Below are 26307 nucleotides of genomic sequence, written 5' to 3'. Positions count from 1 at the left end.
CGGCTGCCGATGTCGCCGACCGGCTGCCGGGGATCTTCGAGGACCGTGACCTCGTTGGTCCGGAAGGCGACGCGCTTCTGGAGATGGCCTGCTTGATGCGGTAGAACGGCACTCGTACCTGTCGGGCTCGTGGAGCCTTACAGTCGGGATCTCAGCACGTCGACCTCGCAGCCTGGCGAGGACGGGTCGAAGCCGTGCTCGACCAGCCAGCGGATCACCAGCAGGCTTCGCAGCGACCACCACGCGCGGATCACGTCGAGGTCGACGTCGGTGCCGTAGCCGGCGACGACGTCGCCAAGGTGCTCCTCGTGTCCGAGCGTCAAGGTGGCGAGGTCGAACAGGGCATCGCCCTGGCTCGCCTCGGACCAGTCGATCACGCCGGTGATCTCGTCACCGTCGACGAACACGTGGGTGATCTGCAGGTCGCCGTGCGTGAACACCGGTGTCCACGGCCGGAGCGCAGCCTCGGCAACCTGGCGGTTGCGCGTGACCAGCTCGGTGGGAAGGACGCCGTTTGTGACGAGCCACTCGCATTCGTCGTCGAGGCGCGATGCGATCTCGTCGAGGCTCCGACCGGGCCATGGCGGCAGTGGCGCGTCATGCAGCTTCCGTGCGGCGGCACCCGCCGCGGCCCACGCCGCCGGCGACGCGGTCGACGGCTCGCCGAGGCGGCCGAGTGCCGTGCCTGGGAGGGCGGCGAGCGCGAGCACGGGCGGTTTCCGCCACAGGACCTCCGGCGTCGGGATCGGCGCCATAGCCATCGCCTCGGCCTCGACGTCGGTGCGCGTCTGATCGGAGTCGACCTTCAGAAACACGTCACCGACGCGCAGGGTCGCGCGCTCGTTATGGGCGACGACGACCTCGACCTCTTCCACGTTGGCGATTATCGCGGGGATGACCATCGACGTCACCGGGTTTATCGCGTGCGACTGCACGGCTGATCCACTCTGGCGTCGGCGGCGTGGGCCTGCCCGGCGGCCTTGTGCACGCCACTGACCGCTGACGGATCGAGTAGGGAGGTATTTCTCATCTGAAGGCGCAGGTCATGAGCCGATTGCGGATCACCCGGCTTGATCACAAATAGCGAAGCCCCTGGTGACGGGTTGTCGACCAAGAGCAACACCAGTTCAGGAGCTTCGTGTGCTGTTCTACCGCGCCGCAGTACCGGTGTCACGCCGCTCCCTGGGTCACCTCGCCGGCATCATCCGCCGCCGCCACCGCACCGCCGGCGGCTCACGATGGCGCAAGCTCACCTCTGGCCAGCAGGCATTACTGGTGCTGGCCCACCTGCGCGACGGCGACACGTACGCCCAGGGCGGCTGAGTCGGCGCCAAGCTCCGCGGTCTCGACGAGCGCGCGAAAGGCCCAGGTTGCAGACGCTTTGCTGTAGCCCGTTCAAGGTTGAGCATCTCTGAAAGGTCGTTGCCGGGCTTCACGATCGGCGCGCTGCCCGTGCCGTATAGAGATGAAAAGGGGGTGTTGGTGGATATTTTGGTGTGGGTTTTCTCGGTGGTTGTAAGGCGTGGCGGTGCGGGTTCTTTTAGTTGGTGGTGAGTTGGTCAGGGGGTTCTGGTGAGCCATTCGAGGTGGGCGCCGCCGAATGGGCCCTTTCTGTGGCCTACTGCGTCGAGTAGCCAGCGGGCAGTGGCTTCTGCCTGGGTGATGAGCTCGGGGGGATAGCCCAGGAGGACCTGATGTTCGGCGAACTCGTCTTCGTCGTCGAGGATGAGCCGGCCGTCTCGCATCCTGATCACGTCGAGGTCGAGGTCGAGCATCGTCACCTCGCCGTCTCTCCACTCGGGGACGGTCGTGACGTCGACGTAGATCTCGCTTCGGTGGGGTGGTGCGTTGAAGGACGCAGTCCACCAGGCGTTTCGAGGGAACAGCATGATCGCAGTGGTCTCCCACGTGACCGGTGGGCCCTCGCCCTTGCGGGCGACCGTTCCGCCGGGGACTTCGGCCCAGACTCCGTGTTCGTCCTCGCCCAGCAGTTGGCCGGGGTGGTTCCAGTGCAGCGCTCCGCCGTACTTTCGGTACACAATTCGCACATTGGTCACGTATGGCAACTTATCTGCGGTGCGGGGGCTTCAGCGTTCAGGGCTCCACGTATTGCGCAGGACCCTGGAGTTCGTTCGGGTGGCTGGGGTTGTCGCGTTAGGCGTGTTGACGTAGGGCCTCTGTGATGGCAGCCAGGCGCTGTGGGGAGGCCAGACCGGCGTGGTACAGGTGAAACTCGGTCGCGCCTGCCTTGGCGTACGTACGGAGTTGGTCGGCCAGGGCCGCGGCGTCGGCCGGACGAGGGGGCAGGGCCAGGACGTAGGCGCCGATTCGCTGGCCAGGGGCGGACAGGTCCTTGAGCTGGGCGAGGCGGGCGGCGTCCGTGGCGGGGTCGCCCCAGCAGTTGGCCACCAGCACGTCTGCTCCCGGTTCGCCTGACGGCAGTGGTGCGAAGGCGCCTGCTGCCCAGGGGTTCGGGTTGGCATGCAGGGTGATGGGGGTGTTGGGGGCGGTGCTACGGGCGACGGCGATCAGGCGGTGGCGGAGAGAGTCGGACAGGTCTACGCGGATGGCGCGGACCTCGTCGGTCAGCTCGCCGAGAGCCTGTTCGATCGTGAGTGGGTGAGTGCTGGGAGTCGTGGTGCCGGTCGTGGTGGTGGTGCCGGCCGTGGTGGTGGTGCTGGCCGTGGTGGCGCCGACTGTGGTGGTGTCGGCCGTTGTGGCGCTGGCCGAGGCGCTAGTGCTGGCCGTGGTGGCGCTGGCCGTGGCGCTGGCCGTGGTGTTGCCCGCCGTGGTGGTGCCGATTGTGGTGCTGGTGGCGGTGGTGCCGAGCGTGGGGGCTGGGGTGGGTTGCGCGGGGTGCGTGCGGTCGATGGTGGCGCGGACTCTGTCTCGGGTGTCTGCGGGGTAGCGGTCGGCGCAGGCAGTGCAGAAGCACAGGGAGAGGAGGTCCGAGTCGGCGGGTGTCCAATCCGCGCCGGAGGTCTTCTCGTGGACGCTCTGGTGGCCGAAGCCCATGGGGCCACAGGCCTCCAGGATGAGGCCGTCCGGCTCGCCCACAGTGAGGATCTCCTTGACCAGGAGCTCGCAGTACTCCAGGACGTCCTCGTGGGCGGGGCAGAGCGCGTACGGGTACGGGTCACCGAAGGCGTTGCGTACGACCAGGTCGGGATTCGCGGTGCCCAGGTGGGAGTTGTGAGTCAGGACGGTCCAGGCGTGCACCTGGAGGCCGACCGCCTTCAGAGTGTCTCGGGCCTGGAGGTACGCGTCCTCCGGGGTCCAGGTGGGGGTCGCGGGGACCAGGCGGGACCAGGACGCCGGGCGGATCGGCAGGTAGAAGGCCGGATAGGGAACGTCGAGTACGCGATGGGACGGGTGGTAAGGCGTGGCCGCTCTCGTCGAGTGGTAGCTCGCTGCCAGAGCTACCGCTTCCACCCCGAGGCCGGCCAGGCGGTCGGGGGCGGAGGGGTCGCCGACGATGTCCCAGGGGTAGACGTAGGCCACGTTCACCAGCGCGGTCTCCTTGCGGAAAAGGTGGGCTCGAAGCGTTGCATGTAACTCGTGTCGTCGCGGGCGGAGATCCCGCACTTCTCGTACTGCTCGTTCATGACGGCCAGCGCGTCGCGGTCGAGCTCGACGCCGAGGCCAGGGCCGGTGGGCACGGTGACGGCGCCGTTCACGAAGCGCAGGACGCCGGGCGCCACCACGTCCTGACCATCCTGCCAGGGGGTATGCGTGTCGCACGCGAACGTGAGGTTCGGTGTGGCGGCGGCCAAATGGGTCATGGCGGCCAGGCTGATCCCGAGATGGGAGTTGGAGTGCATGGACAGCGCCAGGCCGAATGTGTCGCACAAGGTGGCGACGTGCGCGGAACGTACGAGACCGCCCCAGTAGTGGTGGTCCAGGAGGAGTACGCCGATCGCGCGGGATGCGATGGCGGGAGGGAGGTGTTCATGGGTGACCACGCACATGTTCGTGGCGAGCGGCATGGGGACGGCAGCGGCCACTTCCGCCATGCCGGAAATGCCGGGAGTGGGGTCCTCCAGGTATTGGAGGGTGCCTTCCAGTTCCTGGCCCACGCGGATCGAGGTCTCGACCGTCCAGGCGGCGTTCGGGTCCAGGCGGAGGGGAACCCCGGGGAATGCCTCGTGAAGCGCGCGGGTTGCGGCTATTTCCTGGTCGGGAGGGAAAACGCCGCCTTTGAGCTTGATGGACTCGAAGCCGTATTCCTTGATGAGGAGGGACGCTTGTTCTACGAGACCCGATTCGTCCAAGGCCGCGCCGAACCGGTCGGGGTCCTGGCCGGGGTGGCCCGCCCACTTGTAAAAGAGGTACGCGCTGTACGGCACCGCATCTCGGACACGGCCGCCCAACAGGTCGCTCACCGGGACACCGGCCGCCTTGCCCCGGATGTCGAGGCAAGCTACCTCGAAGGGGGAGAAGACCCGGTCGATGCTCTTCTCCTTGGTGGCGGCACCGGTCAGTCCGTGCAGGTCGGTCACCGTGTGACCGACGATCGCGCTGATCCGGGCGTACATCGTGTTCGTGGCGTGCACGTCGAGGCCGATCAGAGCCTGCGCGCACTCGCGTATCTTGCCCAGGTGCCCGAGGTCCCCATAGGTCTCCCCCAACCCGGTCAGGCCCTCATCGGTGACGACCTCGACAATGGTACGGAGGGCCCACGGCTCGTGGACTCCGGCGGCGTTCAGAAGCGGCGGATCCCGGAAGGCGACAGGGGTGACGTGGATCTGTCTGATGATCATTTAGACCGCCGTCCAGATATGTGAACAATAGCCAGATTTGTGGACAAGTTGCCGCAACTGTAAGAATCAAGCTGAAGAAGTGTCAAGCTCGGAAGGGCCTTTCGATGATCTACGGACACGACCCCAGGACCGGCGGGACCGTTGGCGCCGCACTGCCGGAGACCGACAGTGCCGGGGTCGACTTGATCGTTTCCGCCGCGGCCGCCGCCGGCGCTGCCTGGCGGGCGACTCCGGCGGCTGAGCGGGCGCTCGCGCTCGAGGCCGTCGCCGACGCGCTCACCGCGCACGTGGACGAGCTGTGGCAGCTCGCCGACCAGGAGACCGCGCTCGGCGAGGTACGGCTGCGCGGCGAGGTCGCGCGTACGGCGGGACAGTTCCGGCTCTTCGCCCAGGTCCTCAGGGACGGCGGTTACGTCGAGGCCATCATCGATCATGCGGACGCCTCGCTCGCGCCGCCGCGGCCCGACGTGCGGCGGATGAAGCACGCGCTGCCGGGCGTCGTCGCCGTGTTCGCGGCCAGCAACTTCCCGTTCGCGTTCTCGGTGGCCGGTGGTGACACGGCGTCCGCGCTGGCAGCGGGATGCCCGGTGGTCGTCAAGGCGCACCCCGGGCACCCGAACACCTCCGAGCGGGTGGCGAAGATCGTTCGTGACGCGCTCCCGTACCCCGACCTGCTGGGTCTGGTGCAGGGCATGCAGGCGGGGATCGATCTGGTGCAGCACCCCGGAGTGGTCGCGGCCGGGTTCACCGGGTCCGTGGCCGGGGGTAAGGCGATCCAGCGCCTGATCGACGAGCGGGAGGTGCCGATCCCGTTCTATGGCGAGCTGGGCAGCGTCAACCCCGTCGTCGTGCTGCCCTCCGCGCCGGCCAAGAACGTGGCCACGGGGTTCGCCGGGTCGCTGACGCTGGGGGTCGGGCAGTTCTGCACGAACCCCGGGCTCATGTTCGTGCCCGAGGGCGACGAGCTGCGCAAGGCCCTGGCCGAGGCGGTCGAGGGGACCAGCGGTGGCCCCATGCTGGCCGAGCGGATCAGGGACGGGTACGTCGGCGGTGTCGAGCGGCTGGGCGAGCTGCAGCTGCTGGCCGAGGGCAAGCCTGGGGAGGGGAGCTGGGCGGTCACGCCCAAGGTGTTCACCGCCGATCTCGACACGTTCGAGGAGAAGCTGCCGCGGATCGCCGAGGAGTGCTTCGGGCCTGCGTCGATCGTGGTGACGTATCGGGAAATTTCCGATTTGAGGCCCGTGCTTGAGCGGCTGGAAGGGTCGCTGACCGCGACCGTCCACGGCACCGATCCTGAGGAGGCCGGCGAGGTCGTCGAGGTGCTCGGGAGGAAGGCCGGCCGGCTCATCTGGAACGGGTGGCCGACCGGGGTGGCCGTGTGCTGGGCGATGCAGCACGGTGGCCCTTGGCCTGCCGCGACCACGACGTCCACCTCTGTCGGGGCGACGGCGATCGATCGGTGGCTGGCGCCCACGGCGTACCAGGACTGGCCGGAGGCGCTGCTGCCGGACGAGCTCAAGGACGACAACCCGCTGTCCGTTCCGCGGAGGGTTGACGGTCGTCTGGAGGTGTGAGCGGGTCGCTCCCGAAACGGGGGTGATGGTGGTCGCGGGCTGACAGGGCTCGTGGCGATGGTTTCGTGCGGCTGACTGGCCGGCTGTGAGGCTGGCTGGTCGGTCGCGGGCCGAGGCGGCCATAGGCGACAGCGTGCCAATGGCGATGGCGTGGCAAATGGCATGGCAATGGCGACGGCGTGCCAATGGCGACGGCGTGGCAATGGGGCTGGGTCCGGTTCCTGGGGTCGGGGGTCGGGTGTCGGCTTCGGGGTGAGGTGGGGGTGGGGTTGGGTGCCGGCCCTGGGTGGGGTTGAGCGTCGGTGCTGGAGTGAAGTCAGGCGTTGGCTTGGGGCGGGCGCTGCGTCCCGACGCGGTCATACTGCGATCCGTGACCCTTGAAGAGGTACGTGTCCACCACCGCACTGGGCAATGGTGCCCTGGTGTCCGAACAGGCGACAACATCGTGGCCTACGACGTCGAGATCCTTTCCCCATGGCGGGTTCCCGGCCGCCCCACGACCGATCGCTGCTTCGTCATCGCCGACGAAGGGATACAGCTCCGAAGGCCGGTCACCTTCGTCGACGCACTCGAAGGCGGTTGGTACGTCGACCTGGTCGAACTGGAGGAGGCGGCCCCGAAGCGGCTGGTGGTCCACGACCTCTACGTGGACATCGTCGTGCCCCCGATCAGCCGGCGCTACGAAGTCCTGGACCTCGACGAGCTCGCTGAAGCGCTGCAGGACGGCGCCATCGACGCCGTCACCGCAGTCAGGGTTCTGCGCAATGCCCAGCGCTTCATCGACAAGCACCTGCGCAACCTGAACCAGGACCCGCCGAGCTCGTGGCCGGACTTCCCGCCGGCAGCCATTCTGAACCTGGCTGAGCTGCCGCCCTTCGACGTCGGCTGAGGCTGGATCAAGGGCTGATGGGTCAGGCACCGGCTATGGCCAGGCCGGTGGTGATGATGCGCTCCAGGGAGGCCGTGTGCTCGGGGGTCGGGTCCATCAGGGGTGGGCGTACGCCTCCGACCTCCGCCCCCCGCAACCGCGCCCCCGCCTTCACCAGCGAGACCGCGTAGCCGGGCACGAGATCGCGGAGCTCCACCAGCGGGAGGTAGAAGTCGGTCAGCAGCCGCTGCGTCAGCACCTCGTCCCCGCCCGTCACCGCCTTGTAGAAGGCCAGGGAGATCTCGGGCGCGAAGGCGAACACCGCGCTCGAGTACAGGTTGACGCCGAGGCCGCGGTAGGCGGGGACGGTCAGTTCGGCGGTGGGGAGGCCGTTGAAGAAGGTGAAGTCCTTGCCGGTGGACCGGCGGACGGTGAGGATGATCCGTTGCAGCAGGTCGAAGTCGCCCAGGCCGTCCTTGAAGCCGACGATGTTGGGCAGCTCGGCGAGTTCGGCGACGGCTGAGGGGGTGAAGCGGGCGGTGCCACGCTGGTAGATGATGATCGGCAGGTCGACGGTCGCGGCCACCTCGCGTACATAGCGCACCAGGCCCGCGGGCGGGCCGCTGACCAGGTACGGAGGCATGAGCAGCAGCCCGTCGGCGCCCTGGGCGGCGGCCGCGCGGGCGATGGCCCTGGCGGCGGGCAGCGGGCCGCCGGCGCCGGCGAAGACGGGGACGCGGCCCGCGGTGGAGGCGACGGAGACGCCCACCACCCGGGTGTACTCGTCGAGGTCGAGGGCGTTGAACTCGCCGGTGCCGCACGCGGCGAACACTCCTCCCGCTCCCGCCGCGACTCCGTCGGCGACGTGCCGGGCCAGCGCGGGTTCGGCGAGGTCGCCACCGGATTCGAAGGGGGTCACCGGGAAGAAGAGAACACCATCCAGCCGCATCGACGGTCCTTTCTAGCGGATGCCCTCCCTGCGCAGGGTGGCAGCCAGCTTGCGGGTGTGTTTGATCGCCGCCTCGGTGATCCGCTCGACCTCGGCGGGCGCCAGCCTCGCGGGCATCGAGCAGCTGATCGCGTCCGTGGCCGGGATGCGGTAGTCGACCGCCACGGCCACGCAGGCAAGGCCGGGGGTGCCCTGCTCGCGTTCGTACGCCCAGCCGCGGGTGCGGACCTGGTCGAGCTCCCCGGTCAGTTTGTTCAGGTCGGTGATGGTGCGGTCGGTGAGCGAGGACAGCGGGTCGGGCAGGATGGCCATGACCTCGTCGTCGGTGAGCTGGGCGAGCAGCACCTGGCCGAGCGCCGTGACGTGGGCGGGCAGGCGCCGGCCCACCCTGGGGATCACGTGGTCGGCCTCGCGTGACTCGCGGGTGGCCAGGTAGAGCACGTGCGCGCCGTCCCGGCGGGCGAAATGGGCGGTCTGGCCGATCTCTGCCCGCAGGTCCTCCAAGGTCTCCTGCGCGAACGGCAACGCGGGATCCTTGTCGAGGTACGCGGTGCCGGTGAGCAGCGCGTGCGGCCCGATCCCGAACGCGGACCTGGCCGAGTCGGTCTCGACCCAGTTGAGCTCGACCAGCGTCCGCATGAGGGCATGGAGGCTGCTGCGCGGGAACCCGGTGCGCTGCTGGAGCTCCGACAGCGTCAGGCTGTCGTGCGAATCGGCCAGGGCCTCCAGGATGCGCACCGTCCGCTCCGCGGACTTGACCAGCTGAGGCTCCATACTCAATCCCCTCTACTGCTGCGGGTTGACATCCAGGATATGGGATAGCGTCCAGATACATGGACACTTAACCCTTGATGGCGCCGCTTGTCAGACCGCGCATGAACTGCCGCTGGAAGGCCAGGAACGCGATGATCGACGGCAGCAGCGCCAGCAGCGAGGCGGCCAGCAGCACGCCGATCCCGACCTCCTCGTCGGAGCGGAGCGAACGCAGCGCGATGGGCAGCGTCCACATGCTCGACTCGGGCGCGACGATCAGGGGCAGCAGGTACTGGTCCCAGATCATCGTGAAGCCGAACACCCCGATCACGCCGAGCGCGGGACGGCACAGCGGCAGGATGATGGTGGCGAAGATCCGCATTTCCCCCGCGCCGTCGATGCGCGCGGCCTCCTCCAGTTCGACCGGCACCTCCTTCATGAACTCGGTCATGACCAGGATGGAGAAGCCCCAGGCGCCGACCGGCAGGATCATGCCCGCGTACGTGCCGATGAGGTTCACGTGCAGCAGCGGCATGTCGGCCAGGACCAGCGAGAGGGGGATCGCGATGATCTCCTCGGGGAGCATCATCGTGGTGAGCATGAGCAGCAGCACGAACGTCATGCCGCGAAACTTCTTGCGGGCCAGCGAGTACGCGGCGAAGACGCTCACCAGCATCTGCAGCAGCAGGCCGAAGCCCACGACGATGAAAGAGTTCAGCAGGTAGAGGTAGACGTTCTTCTCCTTGGCCTGGACGAAGTTCTCCAGCGTGAACTCGTCCGGCCACAGGGAGAAGGCGGTGGGGTCGAGCGTCTTGCTGAAGGCGCTGACGAGCAGCCCGACCAGCGGCCCGGTGAAAACGACCACCATAAAGCTATAAATCAGGACTTTTCCGCCGACGGCCAGAGGCCCCTTGCGCGACTCCAGCCCCAGCGCGCTGTCGAACCTCATGTCGCCTGCCTCCTGCGCAACATCTGCGCGACCAGGGTGAGCACCAGCGTGGCCAGGAACAGCACGATCCCGCCCGCCGAGGCCACGCCCAGGTCGTTCTTCTGGAACCCGAGCTTGTAGATCAGCGTCATCAGCACCTCGGACGACCCGTTCGGACCGCCGTTCGTCAGGACGTACACCTCGACGAAGACCCGCAGCCCGCGGATGGCGGCCAGCGTGAACAGGATCCAGAACACCGGCCGCAGGGCGGGCAGCGTGATGTGCCGCAGCCGGTGCCAGGTGGAGGCGCCGTCGACGGCCGCGGCCTCGTAGAGCGTGCGATCGACGCCGACCAGCCCGGCCAGGAAGATCATCATGTCGTACGGGGTGCCGCGCCAGATGCTCATCAGCATGATCGACCACAGGGAGGAGTGCTCGCTGGCCAGCCACGGCTGGGGATCGATGCCGGCCCAGCCGATGATGACGTTCAGCATCCCGCTGTCGGCCGGGTGGAACATGATCCGCCACACCTCGGCCACGGCCGCCATCGTGGTGACGACGGGCAGGAAGGCCGCGGTGCGCACGAACCACAGGTAGCGCGCCGGTCCCTCGATGAGCAGCGCGAACCCCAGACCCAGGACGAGCGAGCCGACCGTGGTGCCCAGCGCCAGCAGGATGCTGTGCCAGATGGCCGCGGCGAAGTCGGCGTCGCTGATGATCGTCTGGTAGTTCTGCAGGCCCAGCCACTCGTCACCGAGGAACGTCTGGACCTTGAAGAAGCTCTTCCACAGGCCCACGAACATCGGGATGAACTTGAAGTACAGGAACAGCAGCAGCGCGGGCGCCAGGAACAGCCAGGTGATCAGCGGCCCCCGCCACCGCACCCGCTTGGTGCGGCGGTGGGGGGTCGCCGTACGGCTGCGCGCCTCGGTCAGTGTCGAGGTCATGACGCTTTCTGGCTCTGGAGTTCCTGGGTGAGTTTGGTGTTCAGCTGGTCCATGGCCGCCTTGACGTTGGAGGAGCAGTCGGCCCAGACCGCGTTGATGGAGTCGGCGGAGTCCTGGCGGATGGGCGCCCAGTTCGGCACGGGCGGGGCGTAGACGGCGTTCGCGTACGCGTCCTGGAACACCTTCCAGCGCGGATCCTGCCGCTCGGCGGCCATGTCGACCTGCGTGTTGACGGGCAGGCGGACGATGGCGCCGTTGGCGTCCTTGTTCATGCCGATCCTCTGGCCGTCAGGGGAGATCGCGAACTCGGCGAACTTCTTCTGCGCGTCCTGCTGGTCGGAGCCGGCCATCAGGTAGACGTTCTCGCCCTCGCCGAGGGTGCCGGGACCGCCGGACGGGCCCTTGGGCAGGGGCAGAACCTCGATCTTGTCGGTGCCGACGCTCTTGACGAACCGGGCCAGCACGTACGGACCGACCAGGTAGATGCCGCCCTGGCCCTTCTCGAACACCTCGTGCGTGACGGTCGTGTCGTTGCTCACGGCGCCGGGGTTGACGGTCTTGGACTTGCAGAACTGGTCCTGCAGGTACTGGACGGCCTCGACGGTCTTGGGGTCGCTGACCGTGGACTGGAAGTGGCCGCCACCGGTGCTCTTGATGAAGTCTCCGCCGTTGGCGTAGATGAGGGACGAGGCGTACCAGGAGGCGTAGCCGCGTTTGGTGCCCGCCGGGATGACGAAGCCCGCCGTGTCGGCCTGGCCGTTGCCGTCGGGGTCCTTCTCGGTGAACGCCTGCGCCAGCTTGGCCAGGTCGTCCCAGGTCTTCGGCGGTTCCATGCCGACCTTCTCGCGCCAGTCCTTCCGTACGATCAGCGCGAAGGCCTGGGCGGAGAACGGGGCGGCGTAGAACTTGCCGTCGCTGCCCGTCGCGGCCACCCACGCGCGGTCGGACAGCTTGTCGCCGCCGGCCAGCGTGGCCTTGTCGATCTCGCGCAGCCAGCCCTGCGAGTGCATGTTCCCGAGCTGGGCGGTGTCGTTGATCACAATGTCGGGGAGCTTCTTCTGGGCGGCCTGCTGGTTCAGCTTGGTCTCGAAGTCGTCGAATAGCGCGACGACTTTCGTCTTCACCCCGCTGGCCTTCGTGAATGCGTCGGCGAGTTTCACCGCCGTCTTGGCGGAGTCCGAATCGGGCGCCTGCCTGATCCAGATCTCCAGAGCGTTGTCTGAGCTTGATCCCCCGGAACCGCAGCCTGTCAGCGTTACGGCCAGGGTCGCTGTCATCGCGACCCCGAGCAGACGACGTGACATCAGACCGCCTCCCGTTCACATACGTGGACATGAGTCGTGGACTTGAACTCGTGGCTGTGAACGTAACTAGTTGCATGGTTCACGGTCAATATTCAAGGATGTGAATTTCGGCCAGAATCGTGTACACCATGAGACATGCGCATTCTTATGACCGGAGCCGCTGGAAAAGTTGGCACGCTGCTCCGCCCACGGCTCGCCCGTGACGGCCGCACCCTGCGGCTTTCCGACCTTCACCCGATCGAGCCGGGCCCCGGCGAGGAGTGGGTGACGGCCGACCTCGCCGACCCGGCCGCGGTGGCCGAGGCGATGAAGGGCGTGGACGCGGTGATCCACCTTGGCGGCCAGAGCCGGGAACATCCCTGGGCGGACATCGTGCAGGCCAACATCAACGGCACGCAAGTGCTGTTGGAGGCGGCGCGTGAGGAGGGCGTCCAGCAGTTGGTGCTCATGGGCAGCCATCACGCGGCCGGTTACCACACCCGCCCCGCTGACGGCTCCGATTTGCCCGACTACGCCTTTCCCCGGCCTGACACCTTCTACGGAGTGAGCAAGGTCGTCATGGAGGCGCTCGGGAGCCTGTACCACGACCGGTTCGGCATGAACGTCACCGTGGTCCGGCTCGGCACCTGCAACGAGGCCTCCGGCGACACGCGCGGGCTGGCCACGTGGATCTCGCCTGACGACCTGACCCGGCTGATCGAGGCGGCGCTGACCGCGCCCGGGTACCACGTGGTCTGGGGGGTCTCGGACAACGCGCGGCGGTGGTGGTCGCTGGAGGAGGCCAAGGCCATCGGGTACGAGTCCCGCGACTCCTCCGACTCCCAGGCGGCGGCGCTCATCGCCGAGCTGGGGGAGCCGGATCTTTCCGAGCCGCTCCACAACCGCGCCGGAGGGGTGTTCACCCTCAACGAGCTGGGGGGTCGCTGGTAACCCTGGTCGATTCGCGGCCGCTGCCGTATCGGGCGGGCCGCATCGCAGGGGGTGGAAAGCGGAAGGGCCGGCAACCGGTTGCAAGAACCTTGACGACGGGAGGCGCGAAGGTCAAGGTTTATTCTGGCAACCGTTTGCAAGGGAGAACGACGATGGCGGCGACGATCAAGGACGTGGCCCGCGCCTGCGGCGTGCACGTCTCCACCGTGTCCCGCACCTTCTCCGCCCCGCACCTGGTCAATCCTGCCACCAGAAGCCGCGTGCTGGCCGCCGCCGACGACCTCGGTTACCGGCCCAACCGCGCCGCCAGGGCGCTCACGACCGGCCGCACGTTCAACATGGGCCTGATCGTGGCGGACATCGCCAACCCGTTCTTCCCGCCGCTCATCAAGGCCGCCCAGGCGCAGGCCAGGGGCCGCGACTACCACGTGTTCGTGGCCGACACCGACGAGGATCCGCGCGTCGAGGAGGAGCTGATCAGGACGTTCGCCAAGCAGGTGGACGGCGTCCTGCTGTGCAGCCCCCGCCTGTCGAACAAGATGATCGAACGGCTGGCCGAGGACGTGCCGTTCGTGGTGGTCAACCGGCGCATCCGGGGCATGCCCGCCGTGCTGATGAACGTCGCCCAGGGCGCCAAGCTGGCACTGGAGCACCTGGTCGGGCTGGGGCATCGCAGGATCGCGCTCGTGTCGGGCCCGATCGGCTCGTGGACCAGCAACGAGATGCAGGGCGCCGCGGCCGAGTCGCCCGGGCTCGACCTCGTCTTCTTCGGCCCCAACCAGCCCACGGAGTCGGGCGGCCTGGCGGTGGCCGCCGACGTGGCGGCCTGCGGAGCCACGGCGGTGCTGGCGTACAACGATCTCGTCGCGCTTGGCCTCATTGAGGGGCTGTCGGAGATGGGGATAGGGGTACCAGACCAGATAAGTGTGATCGGGTTCGACGACATCCTGCCGGGACGGCTCAACCGGCCCAAGCTCACCACGGTGGCCATGCCGGCGGTGGCCGCCGGGAGGATGGCCGTCGACCTGCTGCTCCAGTCGGGGGGCGAGGGCGCGACAGTGACCCTCGACACCGCCCTCATTGTCAGAGAGTCCACGGGAAGGGCCCAATCATGAACTTCGGAACGCTGCCGTCAGGGGAGAGCGTCGAGCTGGTGGAGCTGTCGTCGGGACGGCTGCGCGCCGAGGTGCTCACGTACGGCGCCATCGTGCGCTCGCTGGAGGTGTCCGGCCGCAACGTGGTCCTCGGCCTGGACACGCTGGAGGACTACCTGACCCGCAGCCGCTACTTCGGCGCGGTCGTCGGCAGGTACGGCAACCGCATCGCGAACGGCCGCTTCACCCTGGACGGCGTCGAGTACGAGCTGGCCGTCAACAACGGCACCGCCCACCTGCACGGCGGCATCGTGGGCTTCGACAAGCAGGTGTGGTCCATCGAGTCCAACGACGCCACGTCGGTGACGCTCAGGCTGATCAGCCCCGACGGCGACGAGGGCTACCCCGGCACGCTGACCGCCCGGGTGACGTACACGCTCGAGGACGACGCGCTCCGCATCGACTACGAGATGGAGACCGAGGCCCCGACCGTGGTCAACCTGACCAACCACTCCTATTTCGACCTCTCGGGCGAGGGCGACGTGCGCGACCACGTCGTGCGGATCGACGCCGACCACTACCTGCCGGTGGACGACGCCAAGATCCCCACGGGAGAGCTCGCGCCGGTCAAGGGCACGGCGTTCGACTTCACCGAGCCGCACGCGGTGGGGGAGCGCAACGACGGCGCCTACGACCACTGCTACGTGCTCGGCGGTGGCGGCGCCACGGTGACGGCCGGCGGCCTGACCATGGAGGTCACGACGACCGAGCCGGGCGTGCAGTTCTACACCGGCCACATGCTGGACGGGGACGCGACGCCGTACGGGCCCTTCGGCGGGCTGTGCCTGGAGACGCAGCACTTCCCCGACTCGCCCAACAAGCCCCAGTTCCCCTCCACCGTGCTCCGCCCGGGCACGCGCCGCACCTCGACCACCACGTACCGGTTCACGTCCTGATGGGATGCAGGGCGGCGGAGGCCTTGATCACCAACAGGGCCACGTCGTCCTGCGACGGCTCCTCGGCGAACGTCTCGACCGCGTGCCGCACGCGTTCGGCCACCGCGTGGGCGCTCAGCCCCGTGCAGCCGGACAGCAGCTCGGCCAGGCCGTCGCCGTCGTCGAGCAGTCGGCCGCCGTTGCGCCGCTCGGTCACCCCGTCGGTGACGCACAGCAGCAGCTCCTCCGGCGCCAGCTCGAACGTCTCGACGTAGAACCTGGCGCCGGACTCGATGCCCAGCAGGAGCTGCGGGCTCGCCATGGGCTCGACCTTGCCGTCCCGCCGCAGCAGGAGTGGGGGAGGGTGGCCCGCGGAGGCGATCGTGCAGAGCGCGCCGCCCTGCGGCAGCGGGGTCAGCTCGCCGCACAGCAGGCTGAGGAACCTGCCCTCCTCACCCTCCTCCAGCAGCGCGTGGTTGAGCCGGTCGAAGATGTCGGCCACCGTGTAGTGCTCCTTGGCCAGCAGGCGTACGGCGTGGCGGGCGAGCCCGGTGACGGCGGCCGCCTCGGGCCCGCTGCCGCAGACGTCGCCCAGCGCGAAGCACCAGTGGTCGGCCACCGTGAACAGGTCGTAGAAGTCGCCCCCGACGTGCGCCCCCTCCTCGGCCGGCTCGTAGACGACCGCGGACTCCAGGCCGGGCATGGGCGCCACGCGCATGGGCAGCAGGCTGCGCTGCAGCACCCGGGAGGTGGTCGCCTGCCTGGCGTACAGCATGGCGGTGTGCAGGTTGAGCGCCACCAGGCGGCACAGGTCCGACAGCAGGTCGGCCAGCTCCAGCGGCAGGGTCGGCTCGATGCGGCCGATCACCAGCGCCCCGTGCGACCTGCCCTGCGTGAGCAGCGGGAACGACAGCACGGTCTCGGGGCCGACCGGCCAGCTCACCTCGCTGAGGGCAGTGCGCGGGATGGCTGGCAGCGACTTGCGCAGGTCGGCGTTGTGGCGCTCCTCGCTGTGCCAGACGTGGGCGAGCCTGGTCATGCCCGCGAGGTCGGTCAGGTAGACGGCCGCCCAGGTGGCGATCTTGGGTACGACGAGCTGCGCGGTCAGCGCCGCGATCAGCTCCTCGTCGTGCACGCCCGCGAGCAGCTCGCCCGCCTCCGCCAGGAACGACAGCCGCCCCCGGTGCGCGCGGTCCTGCTCGGCCAGCCGCTCGCGCTGCACGGGCACGGCCACCTGGCCGGCGATGTGCTGGAGGCTGACCGTGAGCTCCTGGTCGAAGCGGTCCGGCTGGGCGGCCGTCACCACGATGTAGCCGGCCAGCTCGCCGCCGACCAGCAGCGGCGCGCACGCCAGCGACCTGGCGCGCAGCTGCTGGGCCAGCTCGACGTCCACGGCGAGCAGGTCCTCGATCATCGTGGGGGTCGTGCGCTCCGCGCCGAACACGCCGGTGGCCAGCACCCCCACCAGCCCCGCCGTCGCACCCGCGCCCGCCGCCACGCCGAACCTGTTGCCGCCTTCCGCGGCGAGCAGCACGTACGCGGCGTCGCCCCCGCTGGAGATCTGCACGATCCGGGCGATCGTGTCGAGCAGCTCGGCGAACGGCATGTCCTGGGCGAGCAGGTCCTTGATGCGCCGGCCTGCCCCGCCCAGCTGCGGCGCCGGCGGCGGCGTCAGCACGTAGCCGTGGTCGGCGGCCACCACCATCCAGATCGAGCAGCGCTGCCGCCGGGAGCGCAGGTGGGAGACGTAGACGGGGACGAGCCGGCCGTCCTGGTGCCGCATGCGCGCCTCGCCCCGCCAGCGGCCCAGGCCGAGGGTGTCGGCCAGCGACAGCGCGTACGGCCCGTGGCCGCGCCAGGCCACTAACCGCTCCAGGGATCGGCCGACCGCCTGATCGGCCCGCCAGCCGAGCAGCTTCTCGGCCTCCGGGTTCCACGACCGCACGACCCCGTCGCGGTCGGCGACGATCACGCCGACGTGCAGGGTCTCGATGGGCGCCGCGGTGGGCGGCGGCGCGGCCTCCTGGACGTCGCAGCCGTCCGAGATCTCCATGCGCACCCAGACGCGCTTGGCGGTCCTCGTGTACGTGACGCCCCAGGCGTCGGCCAGCATGCCCGCGAGCGCGAGGCCGCGCCCCGACGCACGCGTCGGCTCGGGCGCGGGCCCGGCCGCCAGGATCGTCCGCGTGGGGTGGCGGTCGTCGACCTCGATCTCCAGCTTCGGAGGGCTGGCCGTCACGTCCAGGCGGCAGGTGAGCTCGACGCCGGTGCCCGCGTGCACGACGGCGTTCGTGACGAGTTCGCTGGTCAGCAGCACGGCGTCCTCCGCCAGATGGCTCAGGCGCCATTCGCCAAGCACCTGGCGGACGAACTTGCGCGCCTGAGCCGGGGCATGTGGCGTCCCGTCGAAGGCCGTGCTCGACACCCTGGTCGTGTCCACTCTGCGTCCTAGAACATCACTCGATGTGGCAGTACGGTCACTCTCAGAGTGTCAGAATGGTGCCGTTGATACCTCCTGTTGTGAAGAAGGTGGGCCGGACCGGCGCGCTCAGGGCACGAGGGCGGCCCTGAGGCGGTCCACGTGCGCCTTGGTGAGGCCGTTGGCCAGCAGGAGCCCCTCCGCGCCGCCGAGTTCGCCCAGCGCGACCAGGAACGTCCGCATCGCGCTCTCCGGCGCCTCCAGCAGCGCGGCGGGCGCGTCCCGCGACGGCGTCATGTCCAGCATGAGCATGACGTCGGGCAGCGCCTTCGCGGTGAGCGCGTAGTCGCGGACGATGGCTTCGTGCTCCACGCCGAGCAGGTCGAGGATCAGCGCGACGACGATGCCGGTGCGGTCCTTGCCCGCGGCGCAGTGGACGAGGGCGGGCAGGCCGTCGGCGATCTCGGCGACGACGCCGGCGAACCAGGTCGTCCTGTGCCGCAGGAGGCCGACATACAGGTCGCCGAGGGTCAGGTCGGGCGGCAGCGCCGCGAGCTGGGCGGGCGAGGCGTCGGAGGAGCCCGCGCCGAGCAGCGCGTGCCGGACGGCGCCGCCGAGGACGGGCGCCCAGTCGCCGGGGCCCCGCTCGTTGTCGCCGCGCAGGTCGGCGATGAGCCGCAGCCCGGCCACCAGCTTCGCGTCCTCGGCCGTGAGGGTGTGCGGCTGCGCGGAGCGGTAGAGCACACCGGGGCGCAGCGCGGTCTCCGTCGCGATGTCCCGGAGGTTGAGGAGTGGCATAGGACCATTCAGGAAGGAGTTGTCTGCGGCCGTACGGCTTTTACGTGGCCATCGGGTGAACCTTCCCGGGATCTTCGTGCCCGTTTGGCGGGGTCGTCGGCGAGCCTCCGCGCGATCCACGGTGTCTCCGACGTACCTTTGGCATCATGGCCACCCGTACGCCGAAAAGCGCATCGAAGGGGCCGGCGAAGCGGTCGACCTCGTCTCGCTCGACCCCCGCCAAGCGCGGGGCCTCGTCGACGGGACGTCCCCGGGCGGCCTCCGGTCGCAAGCCTTCGATGACCCACCCGGACCCGATCAGCTGGGTCTTCACGATGATCGGCAAGCTGATCGTCGGGCTGTGGATGCTGCTCGCCAACGGCATCGGCAGCACGGCTCGCGCGCTGGGCAAGAACGCCCGCGAGCTCGATCCCGCGCACCGGCGCGACGGGGTGGGCCTGACGGTGCTCGCGGGAGCGATCGTGCTGGCGGCCATGACGTGGCGCAACGCCGACGGGGCCGTCTCCGGCGTGGTGAACGCGACCGTGCACGGCGTGTTCGGCTCGCTGGCGTGGGCGCTGCCGCTGCTGTTCGGGCTGCTGGCCTGGCGCTACCTGCGCCACCCCGACCAGAACGCCGACACCGGGCGCATGGTGATCGGATGGGCCGCGCTGATCGTCGGCGTGCTGGGCGTCATCCACGTGGCCAACGGCACCCCCTACCCGGCCGGCGAGGGCCAGGGCATGGACAAGGTGGCGCAGGCCGGGGGGATGGTCGGGTTCATCGTGTCGGCGCCGCCGATGAGCATCCTGCCGCCGTGGATCACGATCCCGCTGCTGCTGCTCCTGTCCGGGTTCGGCGTGCTGGTGATCACCGCGACCCCCGTGCACCGGATCCCGGAGCGGCTGGCCGAGCTGAAGCACATGCTCTTCGAGCGGCATGCCGAGCCCGCGCCGCGGCAGCCGGGCAAGAAGCGGGTCAGGACCTCCAAGAAGGCAGCCGAGGAGGGGGGCGACTCGGTCAAGCCGTACGACACCCCGGTCTTGTCGGACAAGACCGACAAGCGGCCCGAGCACTCGCCCGAGATCGTGCCCGGTCTGACGGACGAGGACGAGGCGCCCGCCGCCGAGCCCGAGAAGCGGCCGGAGCCGCCTCAGCCGACGCCCGCGCCCCGCAAGGTGGAGCAGCTCGTGCTGTCGCCGCAGGCGGGCCCGTACAGCCTGCCCGACCTGCAGTTCCTCAAGCAGGGCACGGCGCCCAAGCCGCAGACCAAGGCCAACACCACCGTGGTCAACGCGCTGACCAGCGTGCTCGAGCAGTTCACCATCGACGCGCAGGTGATCGGGTTCACCCGGGGGCCGACGGTGACCCGCTACGAGATCGAGCTGGGGCCCGCGGTCAAGGTGGAGAAGGTCACGGCGCTCACGAAGAACATCGCGTACGCCGTCAAGTCCGCCGACGTCCGGATCCTGTCGCCCATCCCGGGCAAGTCGGCGATCGGGGTCGAGATCCCGAACGCCGACAAGGACCTGGTGGCCCTGGGCGACGTGCTGCGCGCGCAGGTGGCGCAGGCCGACCATCACCCGATGATCGTCGGCCTGGGCAAGGACGTCGAGGGCCGCACTATCGTCGCGAACCTCGCCAAGATGCCCCACCTGCTCATCGCGGGCGCCACCGGCGCCGGTAAGTCGGTCTGCGTCAACGGGCTGATCACCAGCATCCTGATGCGGGCCACGCCCGACGAGGTGCGGATGGTGCTGGTCGACCCGAAGCGGGTCGAGCTCAGCGTGTACGAGGGCATCCCCCACCTGATCACGCCGATCATCACCAGCCCGAAGAAGGCCGCCGAAGCCCTCGAATGGGTCGTGGGCGAGATGGACCGGCGCTACGACGACCTGGCGGCGTCGGGGTTCAGGCACGTCGACGAGTTCAACAAGGCCGTGCGGGCCGGCAAGCTGCAGCCGCCGCCCGGGAGCGAGCGGGTCTACCAGCCGTACCCGTACCTGCTGGTGATCGTGGACGAGCTGGCCGACCTCATGATGGTGGCCCCGCGCGACGTCGAGGACTCGATCGTGCGCATCACGCAGCTCGCCCGCGCGGCCGGCATCCACCTCGTGATCGCCACCCAGCGGCCCTCCGTGGACGTCGTCACCGGCCTGATCAAGGCGAACGTGCCGTCCAGGCTGGCGTTCGCCGTGTCGAGCCTCACCGACTCGCGGGTCATCCTCGACCAGCCGGGCGCCGACAAGCTGGTCGGCCAGGGTGACGCGCTGTTCCTGCCGATGGGCGCGAGCAAGCCCATCCGCATCCAGAACGCGTTCGTCTCCGAGAAGGAGATCGCCGAGATCGTCACGCACTGCAAGGCGCAGATGCAGGCCGAATACCGCGAGGACGTGGCCGCCGCGCCGGTCAAGCGGGAGATCGACGAGGACATCGGCGACGATCTCGACGTGCTGATCCAGGCCGCCGAGCTGATCGTGACCACCCAGTTCGGCTCGACCTCGATGCTGCAGCGCAAGCTGCGGGTCGGGTTCGCCAAGGCGGGACGGCTGATGGACCTCCTGGAGAGCCGGAACGTGGTCGGCCCGAGCGAGGGCTCCAAGGCCCGCGAGGTGCTGGTCAAACCGGACGATCTGCCGGGTTTGCTGGCCGACCTGCGTGGCGAATGACCCCAATGCGTGCCTGCCGGGTAGTAACTGGTTGAATATAAATCACTACCCATTGTGGTAGCAGGTGCAGGTGCCGTGGGGGAGGCGTTCGTTGTGCAGGAGCAGAGCATCGGGGCCATGCTGGCGGCAGCCAGGCATGCTGCCGGGCTGACCGTCGAGCAGGTCAGCGCGGCCACCAGGATCCGCGAGGCGATCATCCATGGCCTGGAGCAGGATGACGGCAGCCAGTGCGGTGGCGACTTCTACACCAGGGGGCACGTCAAGGCCGTGGCCAAGGCGGTGGGGCTCGATCCGGAGGCCACCGTCCATCTCTACGACCAGCAGCACGGCGGGGCGCCCAGGCCGGTCGCGGCCTCGGCCGTGTTCCAGGCCGACAAGAAGATCAACGTTCCGGAGCGGCGGGGGCCCAACTGGACGATGGCGCTCGGGGTGGCGCTGGCGATCGTGGTCGTCTTCGGCATGATGCGAGTGCTGGGCGGCGCGAGCGACCAGGTGCGGACGGCCGACGTGCAGGTGGCCTCGGCCCGGCCCAAGGTCCCGCCGAACATGCCCGTCCAGCCGAAGCCGGCGGCGGGCAAGGCGGTCAAACGCACGGTGACCGTCGAGATCAAGGCGAAGCGGTCGTCGTACGTCCAGGCTCACGACGCGATGGGGCGCAAGCTGTTCTCGGGCACGCTGAAGGCCGGAAAGTCCGACACGTGGAGTGCGGAAGACAAGGTCAGCGTGCTGCTGGCGGATGCGTCGGCCGTTACGCTGCAGGTGAACGGCAAGAAAGTGAAGCTGGACGCGGGCAGGGGGGAGATGCTGCGGCGCTCGTTCGGGCCGCCCAAAACGACCGAGCGATAGCCATCTGGCGGGAGCCCGTGCATCGGGTGGTGGCCAACTCCCGATACCGTAGTGTTCACCATGTCATCCCGCCGAACCGCATCGCTGATCACTCTGGGCTGCGCGCGCAACGAGGTCGACTCCGAGGAGCTGGCCGCGCGACTTGAGGCTGCCGGTTGGCAGCTGGGCGACGACGACCCCGATGTCGTCGTCGTCAACACGTGTGGCTTCATCGACTCGGCCAAGAAGGACTCCATCGACACGCTGCTGGCCGCCGCCGACACCGGCGCAAAGGTGGTCGCAGCGGGCTGTATGGCCGAGCGCTACGGCAACGAGCTGGCCGAGGCGCTGCCCGAAGCCAGCGCGGTGATCTCCTTCGACGACTACACGGAGATCGGCGGCCGCCTCGACGACGTCCTCGCCGGGCGGCCGCTGAAGCCCCACACGCCACGTGACCGCCGCACCCTGCTACCCATCTCGCCGGTGGACCGTGCCAGTGCCCCCAAGGCCAACATCCCCGGTCACGGCGATCTGCCCGCGGGCCTGGCGCCCGCGAGCGGCCCGCGCGTGCTGCGCAAGCGCCTGGACGAGAGCCCGGTGGCCTCGCTCAAGCTGGCCTCCGGCTGCGACCGGCGCTGCACGTTCTGCGCCATCCCGGCCTTCCGCGGCTCCTACGTCTCGCGCCGGCCCGACGAGCTGCTGGCCGAGGCAGACTGGCTGGCCCACCGTGGCGTGCGCGAGCTCGTCCTGGTCAGCGAGAACTCCACGTCCTACGGCAAGGATCTCGGCGACCTCCGGGCGCTGGAGAAGCTGCTGCCCGACCTGGCGGCCGTCGAGGGCGTCTCCCGGGTGCGGGTCAGCTACCTGCAGCCCGCCGAGCTGCGTCCTGGGCTCATCGACGTGCTCACGGGCACCGAGGGCGTCGCCCCCTACTTCGACCTGTCCTTCCAGCACGCGAGCGGCACCGTGCTGCGCAGGATGCGCCGCTTCGGCGACCCGGAGCGCTTCCTGGGGCTGCTCGAGACCATCCGCGAGCGCGCTCCCGAGGCGGGCGTGCGCTCCAACTTCATCGTGGGCTTCCCCGGCGAGACCGAGGAGGAGTTCGGCGAGCTGGTGGGCTTCCTGGAGGCGGCCAGGCTCGACGTGATCGGCGTGTTCGGCTACTCCGACGAGGACGGCACGGAGGCCGCCGATCTGCCGGGCAAGCTCGACCAGGAGGTCATCGACGAGCGCGTGCGCGTGCTCACCGAGCTGGCCGAGGAGCTGACCGCCCAGCGCGCGGAGGAGCGCATAGGCACCGAGGTCGACGTGCTGATCGACGACGACCTGGGCGACGGGGGCTACGAGGGCCGGGCCGCCCACCAGGGGCCCGAGGTCGACGGCTCCGTCACGGTTCAGGGGATCGGCCTCGTCAGGGGGCAGATCGTGCGCGCGGTCGTGGTCGACTCCGAGGGGGTCGACCTGATCGCGCGTATCAAGGCAAGTCCATGAAAAGGGACGAGCGCCGCGTCGTAAGCCCGTGGAACATCGCCAACGTCCTCACGGTTCTCCGGTTGGTGCTCGTCCCCTTCTTCGTCGTCTGCCTGTTCCTGCCGGGGACGGGCTGGCGGGTGGCCGCGCTGGCGGTCTTCGCGGTGGCCTCGATCACCGACCACCTGGACGGTGAGCTGGCCAGGCGGTACGGCCTGATCACCGACTTCGGCAAGATCGCCGACCCGATAGCGGACAAGGCGCTCACCGGCGCGGCGCTGGTGAGCCTGTCCATACTCAACGAGCTGCCCTGGTGGGTCACGATCCCGATCATCAGCAGGGAGCTCGGCATCACGGCCCTCAGGTTCCTGCTGCTGCGGCGCGCGGTCATCCCGGCCAGCTACGGCGGCAAGGTCAAGACCGTGCTGCAGATCGCCGCGATCGTGCTCTACCTCCTGCCGGGGGTGCCGGGGCCCGTCCGGTGGGTGGTCATGGGGGCGGCTCTGGTGGTCACCGTGGCCACCGGGGTCGACTACGTCATCAGGGCAGTGCGGCTGCGCAAGGTCGCGAAGCAGGTGCGCGGGGAGTGATCGATGGCCGACGTGGCCGAGGTTCTGACGATGCTGGTGGGCCGGTCCGCCACGGTGGCGGTGGCCGAGTCGCTGACCGGCGGGCTCATCGGGGCCGCCATCACGTCGGTCTCGGGGTCGTCGAAGGCGTTCAGGGGCGGGGTGATCTCGTACGCCACCGATCTCAAGCAGGAGCTGCTAGGGGTGCCGGGGGAGTTGCTGCGGCGCGAGGGGGCCGTACATCCTGAGGTGGCCGCGGCCATGGCGACGGGGGTCGCGCGGCTCTGCGGGGCCACGTACGGGCTGGCCGTGACGGGTGTGGCCGGGCCGGAGCCGCAGGACGGCAAGCCCGTCGGCACCGTGTACGCGGCCGTCTGCGGGCCAGGGGGCAGGATTTGGGGGCGTGAATTGAGACTTGGCGGGTCGCGCGAACGTATCAGGGTAGAGACGGTGGACGAGGCAGTCGATCTACTGTCAGGTGTGCTGAAGGCGAACATAGGGGAACATTCCGGGTGATTACCGTGTTACGTCCCGAGCGAACATGCGAAGCACGGTCTGACGCGGTGTCGGTGGATACGGGTACGGTGGAGCTGTGAGTGAGGTCCGTGAGCCAACTGCAAGCACCGAGCGCCCGGCAGGCGGGCCTGAAGCGTCGCGAGCGGCGGTCCAGGGGCGGCCACGCCCCATGATGACGGCGAGGAGTATGTACGAAGCTAAGAAGACCACAGTGCGGCACGATCCGATCGCGCGGGGCGTGGTGAAGTCATCCGCGCCGGGGAGGGAGCGACAGATGATTCTGCTGCGTCAGCTGCTCGGCGACGTGCTGAGGCGGTTGAGGGTGCGGCAGGGACGCACGCTACGCGAGGTGTCCACCCAGGCACGTGTCTCGCTCGGCTACTTGTCCGAGGTCGAGCGCGGCCAGAAGGAAGCCTCGTCGGAGCTGCTGGCGTCCATTTGCGGCGCACTCGAAGTGCCCCTTTCGCAGGTGTTGCGTGAGGTTTCCGACCAGTTCGCGCTGGCGGAGCTCCAGGCTGCCCCTGTGCTGGCCGACGTGCCCGATCGCGAACGGCTGCCCCTTACGGAGACGGTCCCCGGGTCTATTTCCGACTCCGTGTTCCCCGAAGTCAAGGACATGGTGGCTGCCTAACCCAGCTGGCAGCCAGCACACCACAGGATCAGCCGTTCCTGTGGCTGCGCCCCCATCTCCCCACGGCTGATGCGGGTGCCGCATCGGCGACAGGGCCTCCCTGCCCTGCCGTAGACCCACGTCTGGTTCGCCGGGCGGCGATCACCTGTGGTCACCGTGCCCGCATGCCCCTTGTTCGCGTCCAGCAAGCGCTGGGCCAGTGACACGAGCCCGTTGAGATCCTCGATCTCCCCGACCTTCTTCCACGGCCAGACACCGCGCAGGAACAGGGTCTCGGCGCGATAGATCGTGCCGATCCCAGCCAGGTTGCGCTGATCGAGCAGCGCCTCCCCGATGGTCCTGTCGGGCGCCCCTCGCAGCCTTCGCACGGCCTCATCCGGGTCCCAGTCCGGGCCGAGCAGATCCGGCCCCAGATGGCCGACCAGCCGTGCCTCCTCGCCTGTCCTGACGAGATCCACCATTCCCAGCCTGACCCCCACCGCCTGCCACCGCTCGTTGGCCAGGATCAGCCTGACCTGGTCGCCCGGCGCGGTCCGGCGTCCGGCCGCCATGACCTGCCAGCTCCCGTCCATGCGCAGATGGGTGTGCACGGTCAGGTCACCTTCGACGCGGGTGAGCAGGTGCTTGCCCCTGGAGACCGTGGTGATGACCGTACGGCCGGTCAGGTCGGCCGTGGCGTGCCTGGGGACGCGGAAGTCCGACCTGGTGAGCACCTGGCCGTCCAGCGCGCCGCGCAGCTTCGCGGCCGTGCGGTAGACGGCGTCTCCTTCGGGCATCCCTCCAGTCTAGGAACGCGCACCCGCCTCGTGCGCGGCCACCCAGCCGTCCACCAGCGCGCACAACTGATCCAGCGCCTCCTCCGCACGCTCGCGCTCGCCGGTCGTGAGGAAGTCGATCTGCAGCCCCGAGTACGCCGAGTTGACCAGCGTGGAGATCCGCAGCGCCTCCGCCTCCGGGACGCCCCGATCGCGCAGCAGGCCCGCCACGAACTCCGACCGGTCCGCCAGCAGCCGGGGCACGTGCCCCATGAGCCGGCCACCGGCCGCCAGCCCCTCGATCTCGCGGATCAGGCGGGCGACCGGCAGGTTCTCCTCTCGTGCCTGCCAGTCCCAGGTGCGGCGGATGATCGTGCCCACGCTGTCGGCGCCCGACCAGCCCGGCAGCGCGCGCAGCCATTCGCGGTGCCGCTCGTCCAGGCGCTCCATGGTGGCCGAGAGCAGCGCTTCCTTGTCGGCGAAGTGGTGGGTCAGCACACGGGTGGACTTGCCCAGGTGCTCGGCGAGCGGGCGCATCGACAGGGTTGAGAGGCCATGTCCGGCCAGGTAATCGACGATCTGGTCGAGCAGTTCGGCCCGGCGGTGCGGGTCGGCGGTCCTGGCCATCGGCGAA

24 protein-coding genes and 1 pseudogene are annotated in these 26307 nt (G+C 69.3%); 12 read left to right on the top strand and 13 right to left on the bottom strand.

The annotated features are described in order from the left end of the window. Nucleotides 1-137: 137 nt before the first annotated feature. Nucleotides 138-875 carry a phosphotransferase gene (locus AB0J87_RS21840; RefSeq protein WP_363967658.1) on the bottom strand — a complete coding sequence of 246 codons (738 nt, stop codon included), beginning with the start codon at nucleotides 873-875 and terminating at the stop codon, nucleotides 138-140. A gap of 265 nt (nucleotides 876-1140) precedes the next feature. On the opposite strand from AB0J87_RS21840, the pseudogene AB0J87_RS21835 reads away from it, so the two are divergent. Continuing rightward, nucleotides 1141-1308 (top strand): annotated as a pseudogene (locus AB0J87_RS21835) (IS5/IS1182 family transposase); the annotation flags it as partial. 251 nt (nucleotides 1309-1559) lie between these two features. Here AB0J87_RS21835 and AB0J87_RS21830 read toward each other — a convergent pair. The 3 genes from AB0J87_RS21830 to AB0J87_RS21820 form a co-directional block, all read right to left on the bottom strand. Further along, nucleotides 1560-2057 (bottom strand): DUF402 domain-containing protein, encoded by a 498-nt coding sequence (locus AB0J87_RS21830; protein WP_363967869.1) that lies wholly within the window; start codon nucleotides 2055-2057, stop codon nucleotides 1560-1562. A 97-nt stretch (nucleotides 2058-2154) separates the two neighbouring features. Then, entirely contained in the window at nucleotides 2155-3507 is a 1353-nt protein-coding gene (locus tag AB0J87_RS21825) for a hypothetical protein (protein ID WP_363967656.1), read from the bottom strand. Then, nucleotides 3504-4760, bottom strand: a complete 1257-nt coding sequence (locus tag AB0J87_RS21820; RefSeq protein WP_363967654.1) for a glucarate dehydratase family protein — start codon at nucleotides 4758-4760, stop codon at nucleotides 3504-3506. Before AB0J87_RS21820 ends, AB0J87_RS21825 begins: the two co-directional genes overlap by 4 nt. 104 nt (nucleotides 4761-4864) lie before the next feature. Here AB0J87_RS21820 and AB0J87_RS21815 point away from each other — a divergent pair, with 104 nt between their 5' ends. Then, the gene (locus AB0J87_RS21815) at nucleotides 4865-6334 is read left to right on the top strand and encodes an aldehyde dehydrogenase (NADP(+)) (protein WP_363967652.1); all 1470 of its coding nucleotides are present in this window, start codon (nucleotides 4865-4867) and stop codon (nucleotides 6332-6334) included. A gap of 370 nt (nucleotides 6335-6704) precedes the next feature. Further along, nucleotides 6705-7223: a DUF402 domain-containing protein gene (locus AB0J87_RS21810; RefSeq protein WP_363967650.1), complete on the top strand. Its 519-nt coding sequence runs from the start codon at nucleotides 6705-6707 to the stop codon at nucleotides 7221-7223. A 22-nt stretch (nucleotides 7224-7245) separates the two neighbouring features. Here AB0J87_RS21810 and AB0J87_RS21805 read toward each other — a convergent pair whose 3' ends face one another. The 5 genes from AB0J87_RS21805 to AB0J87_RS21785 form a co-directional block, all read right to left on the bottom strand. Beyond that, a complete protein-coding gene (locus AB0J87_RS21805; protein ID WP_363967648.1) occupies nucleotides 7246-8151 on the bottom strand; it encodes a 5-dehydro-4-deoxyglucarate dehydratase in 906 nt (301 codons plus the stop codon). Between the two features lie 12 nt (nucleotides 8152-8163). Then, nucleotides 8164-8925 carry an IclR family transcriptional regulator gene (locus tag AB0J87_RS21800; protein WP_350724718.1) on the bottom strand — a complete coding sequence of 254 codons (762 nt, stop codon included), beginning with the start codon at nucleotides 8923-8925 and terminating at the stop codon, nucleotides 8164-8166. Nucleotides 8926-8992: 67 nt separating this feature from the next. Next, complete coding sequence (locus AB0J87_RS21795) at nucleotides 8993-9853, bottom strand: carbohydrate ABC transporter permease (RefSeq protein ID WP_363967646.1); 861 nt, start codon at nucleotides 9851-9853, stop codon at nucleotides 8993-8995. Continuing rightward, the gene (locus tag AB0J87_RS21790) at nucleotides 9850-10779 is read right to left on the bottom strand and encodes a sugar ABC transporter permease (RefSeq protein WP_350724721.1); all 930 of its coding nucleotides are present in this window, start codon (nucleotides 10777-10779) and stop codon (nucleotides 9850-9852) included. Before AB0J87_RS21790 ends, AB0J87_RS21795 begins: the two co-directional genes overlap by 4 nt. Continuing rightward, nucleotides 10776-12083 carry a sugar ABC transporter substrate-binding protein gene (locus AB0J87_RS21785; RefSeq protein WP_363967644.1) on the bottom strand — a complete coding sequence of 436 codons (1308 nt, stop codon included), beginning with the start codon at nucleotides 12081-12083 and terminating at the stop codon, nucleotides 10776-10778. The genes AB0J87_RS21790 and AB0J87_RS21785 overlap by 4 nt, the downstream gene beginning before the upstream one ends. A gap of 135 nt (nucleotides 12084-12218) precedes the next feature. On the opposite strand from AB0J87_RS21785, the gene AB0J87_RS21780 reads away from it, so the two are divergent. The 3 genes from AB0J87_RS21780 to AB0J87_RS21770 all read left to right on the top strand — a co-directional run bounded on the left by AB0J87_RS21780 (nucleotide 12219) and on the right by AB0J87_RS21770 (nucleotide 15063). Continuing rightward, entirely contained in the window at nucleotides 12219-13013 is a 795-nt protein-coding gene (locus AB0J87_RS21780; RefSeq protein WP_363967642.1) for an NAD(P)-dependent oxidoreductase, read from the top strand. Nucleotides 13014-13165: 152 nt separating this feature from the next. After that, entirely contained in the window at nucleotides 13166-14128 is a 963-nt protein-coding gene (locus tag AB0J87_RS21775) for a LacI family DNA-binding transcriptional regulator (protein WP_355201651.1), read from the top strand. After that, nucleotides 14125-15063 carry an aldose epimerase family protein gene (locus tag AB0J87_RS21770; protein ID WP_363967640.1) on the top strand — a complete coding sequence of 313 codons (939 nt, stop codon included), beginning with the start codon at nucleotides 14125-14127 and terminating at the stop codon, nucleotides 15061-15063. The genes AB0J87_RS21775 and AB0J87_RS21770 overlap by 4 nt, the downstream gene beginning before the upstream one ends. Here AB0J87_RS21770 and AB0J87_RS21765 read toward each other — a convergent pair. Both AB0J87_RS21765 and AB0J87_RS21760 read right to left on the bottom strand, forming a co-directional pair. Next, nucleotides 15053-17482, bottom strand: a complete 2430-nt coding sequence (locus AB0J87_RS21765; RefSeq protein WP_363967638.1) for a SpoIIE family protein phosphatase — start codon at nucleotides 17480-17482, stop codon at nucleotides 15053-15055. The genes AB0J87_RS21770 and AB0J87_RS21765 overlap by 11 nt on opposite strands. Before the next feature lie 108 nt (nucleotides 17483-17590). Beyond that, a complete protein-coding gene (locus tag AB0J87_RS21760; protein ID WP_363967636.1) occupies nucleotides 17591-18259 on the bottom strand; it encodes a tyrosine-protein phosphatase in 669 nt (222 codons plus the stop codon). A 146-nt stretch (nucleotides 18260-18405) separates the two neighbouring features. On the opposite strand from AB0J87_RS21760, the gene AB0J87_RS21755 reads away from it, so the two are divergent. From AB0J87_RS21755 to AB0J87_RS21730, 6 genes are all read left to right on the top strand, one after another. Further along, the gene (locus AB0J87_RS21755; RefSeq protein ID WP_363967634.1) at nucleotides 18406-20907 is read left to right on the top strand and encodes a DNA translocase FtsK; all 2502 of its coding nucleotides are present in this window, start codon (nucleotides 18406-18408) and stop codon (nucleotides 20905-20907) included. A 75-nt stretch (nucleotides 20908-20982) separates the two neighbouring features. Continuing rightward, a complete protein-coding gene (locus AB0J87_RS21750; protein ID WP_363967632.1) occupies nucleotides 20983-21753 on the top strand; it encodes a RodZ domain-containing protein in 771 nt (256 codons plus the stop codon). A 60-nt stretch (nucleotides 21754-21813) separates the two neighbouring features. Next, nucleotides 21814-23223 carry a 30S ribosomal protein S12 methylthiotransferase RimO gene (gene rimO, locus AB0J87_RS21745; RefSeq protein WP_350724739.1) on the top strand — a complete coding sequence of 470 codons (1410 nt, stop codon included), beginning with the start codon at nucleotides 21814-21816 and terminating at the stop codon, nucleotides 23221-23223. Beyond that, complete coding sequence (gene pgsA / locus AB0J87_RS21740) at nucleotides 23220-23792, top strand: CDP-diacylglycerol--glycerol-3-phosphate 3-phosphatidyltransferase (protein ID WP_363967630.1); 573 nt, start codon at nucleotides 23220-23222, stop codon at nucleotides 23790-23792. Before rimO ends, pgsA begins: the two co-directional genes overlap by 4 nt. A gap of 3 nt (nucleotides 23793-23795) precedes the next feature. Then, nucleotides 23796-24287 (top strand): nicotinamide-nucleotide amidohydrolase family protein, encoded by a 492-nt coding sequence (locus AB0J87_RS21735; RefSeq protein WP_363967629.1) that lies wholly within the window; start codon nucleotides 23796-23798, stop codon nucleotides 24285-24287. Nucleotides 24288-24561: 274 nt separating this feature from the next. Then, nucleotides 24562-24918 carry a helix-turn-helix transcriptional regulator gene (locus tag AB0J87_RS21730; protein ID WP_185071833.1) on the top strand — a complete coding sequence of 119 codons (357 nt, stop codon included), beginning with the start codon at nucleotides 24562-24564 and terminating at the stop codon, nucleotides 24916-24918. Here AB0J87_RS21730 and AB0J87_RS21725 read toward each other — a convergent pair. Together AB0J87_RS21725 and AB0J87_RS21720 are read right to left on the bottom strand one after the other, a co-directional pair. Continuing rightward, on the bottom strand, nucleotides 24915-25694 hold the full coding sequence (locus AB0J87_RS21725; RefSeq protein ID WP_350724744.1) for a DNA-formamidopyrimidine glycosylase family protein: 780 nt from the start codon (nucleotides 25692-25694) through the stop codon (nucleotides 24915-24917). The two genes, AB0J87_RS21730 and AB0J87_RS21725, sit on opposite strands and share 4 nt — an antisense overlap. A gap of 9 nt (nucleotides 25695-25703) precedes the next feature. After that, the gene (locus tag AB0J87_RS21720) at nucleotides 25704-26300 is read right to left on the bottom strand and encodes a TetR/AcrR family transcriptional regulator (RefSeq protein WP_363967626.1); all 597 of its coding nucleotides are present in this window, start codon (nucleotides 26298-26300) and stop codon (nucleotides 25704-25706) included. Nucleotides 26301-26307 lie beyond the last annotated feature (7 nt).

It is taken from the genome of Nonomuraea sp. NPDC049625, from assembly GCF_040675285.1.
Classification (GTDB): domain Bacteria; phylum Actinomycetota; class Actinomycetes; order Streptosporangiales; family Streptosporangiaceae; genus Nonomuraea; species Nonomuraea angiospora_A.
This window is presented reverse-complemented; position numbering and strand designations above follow the sequence as displayed.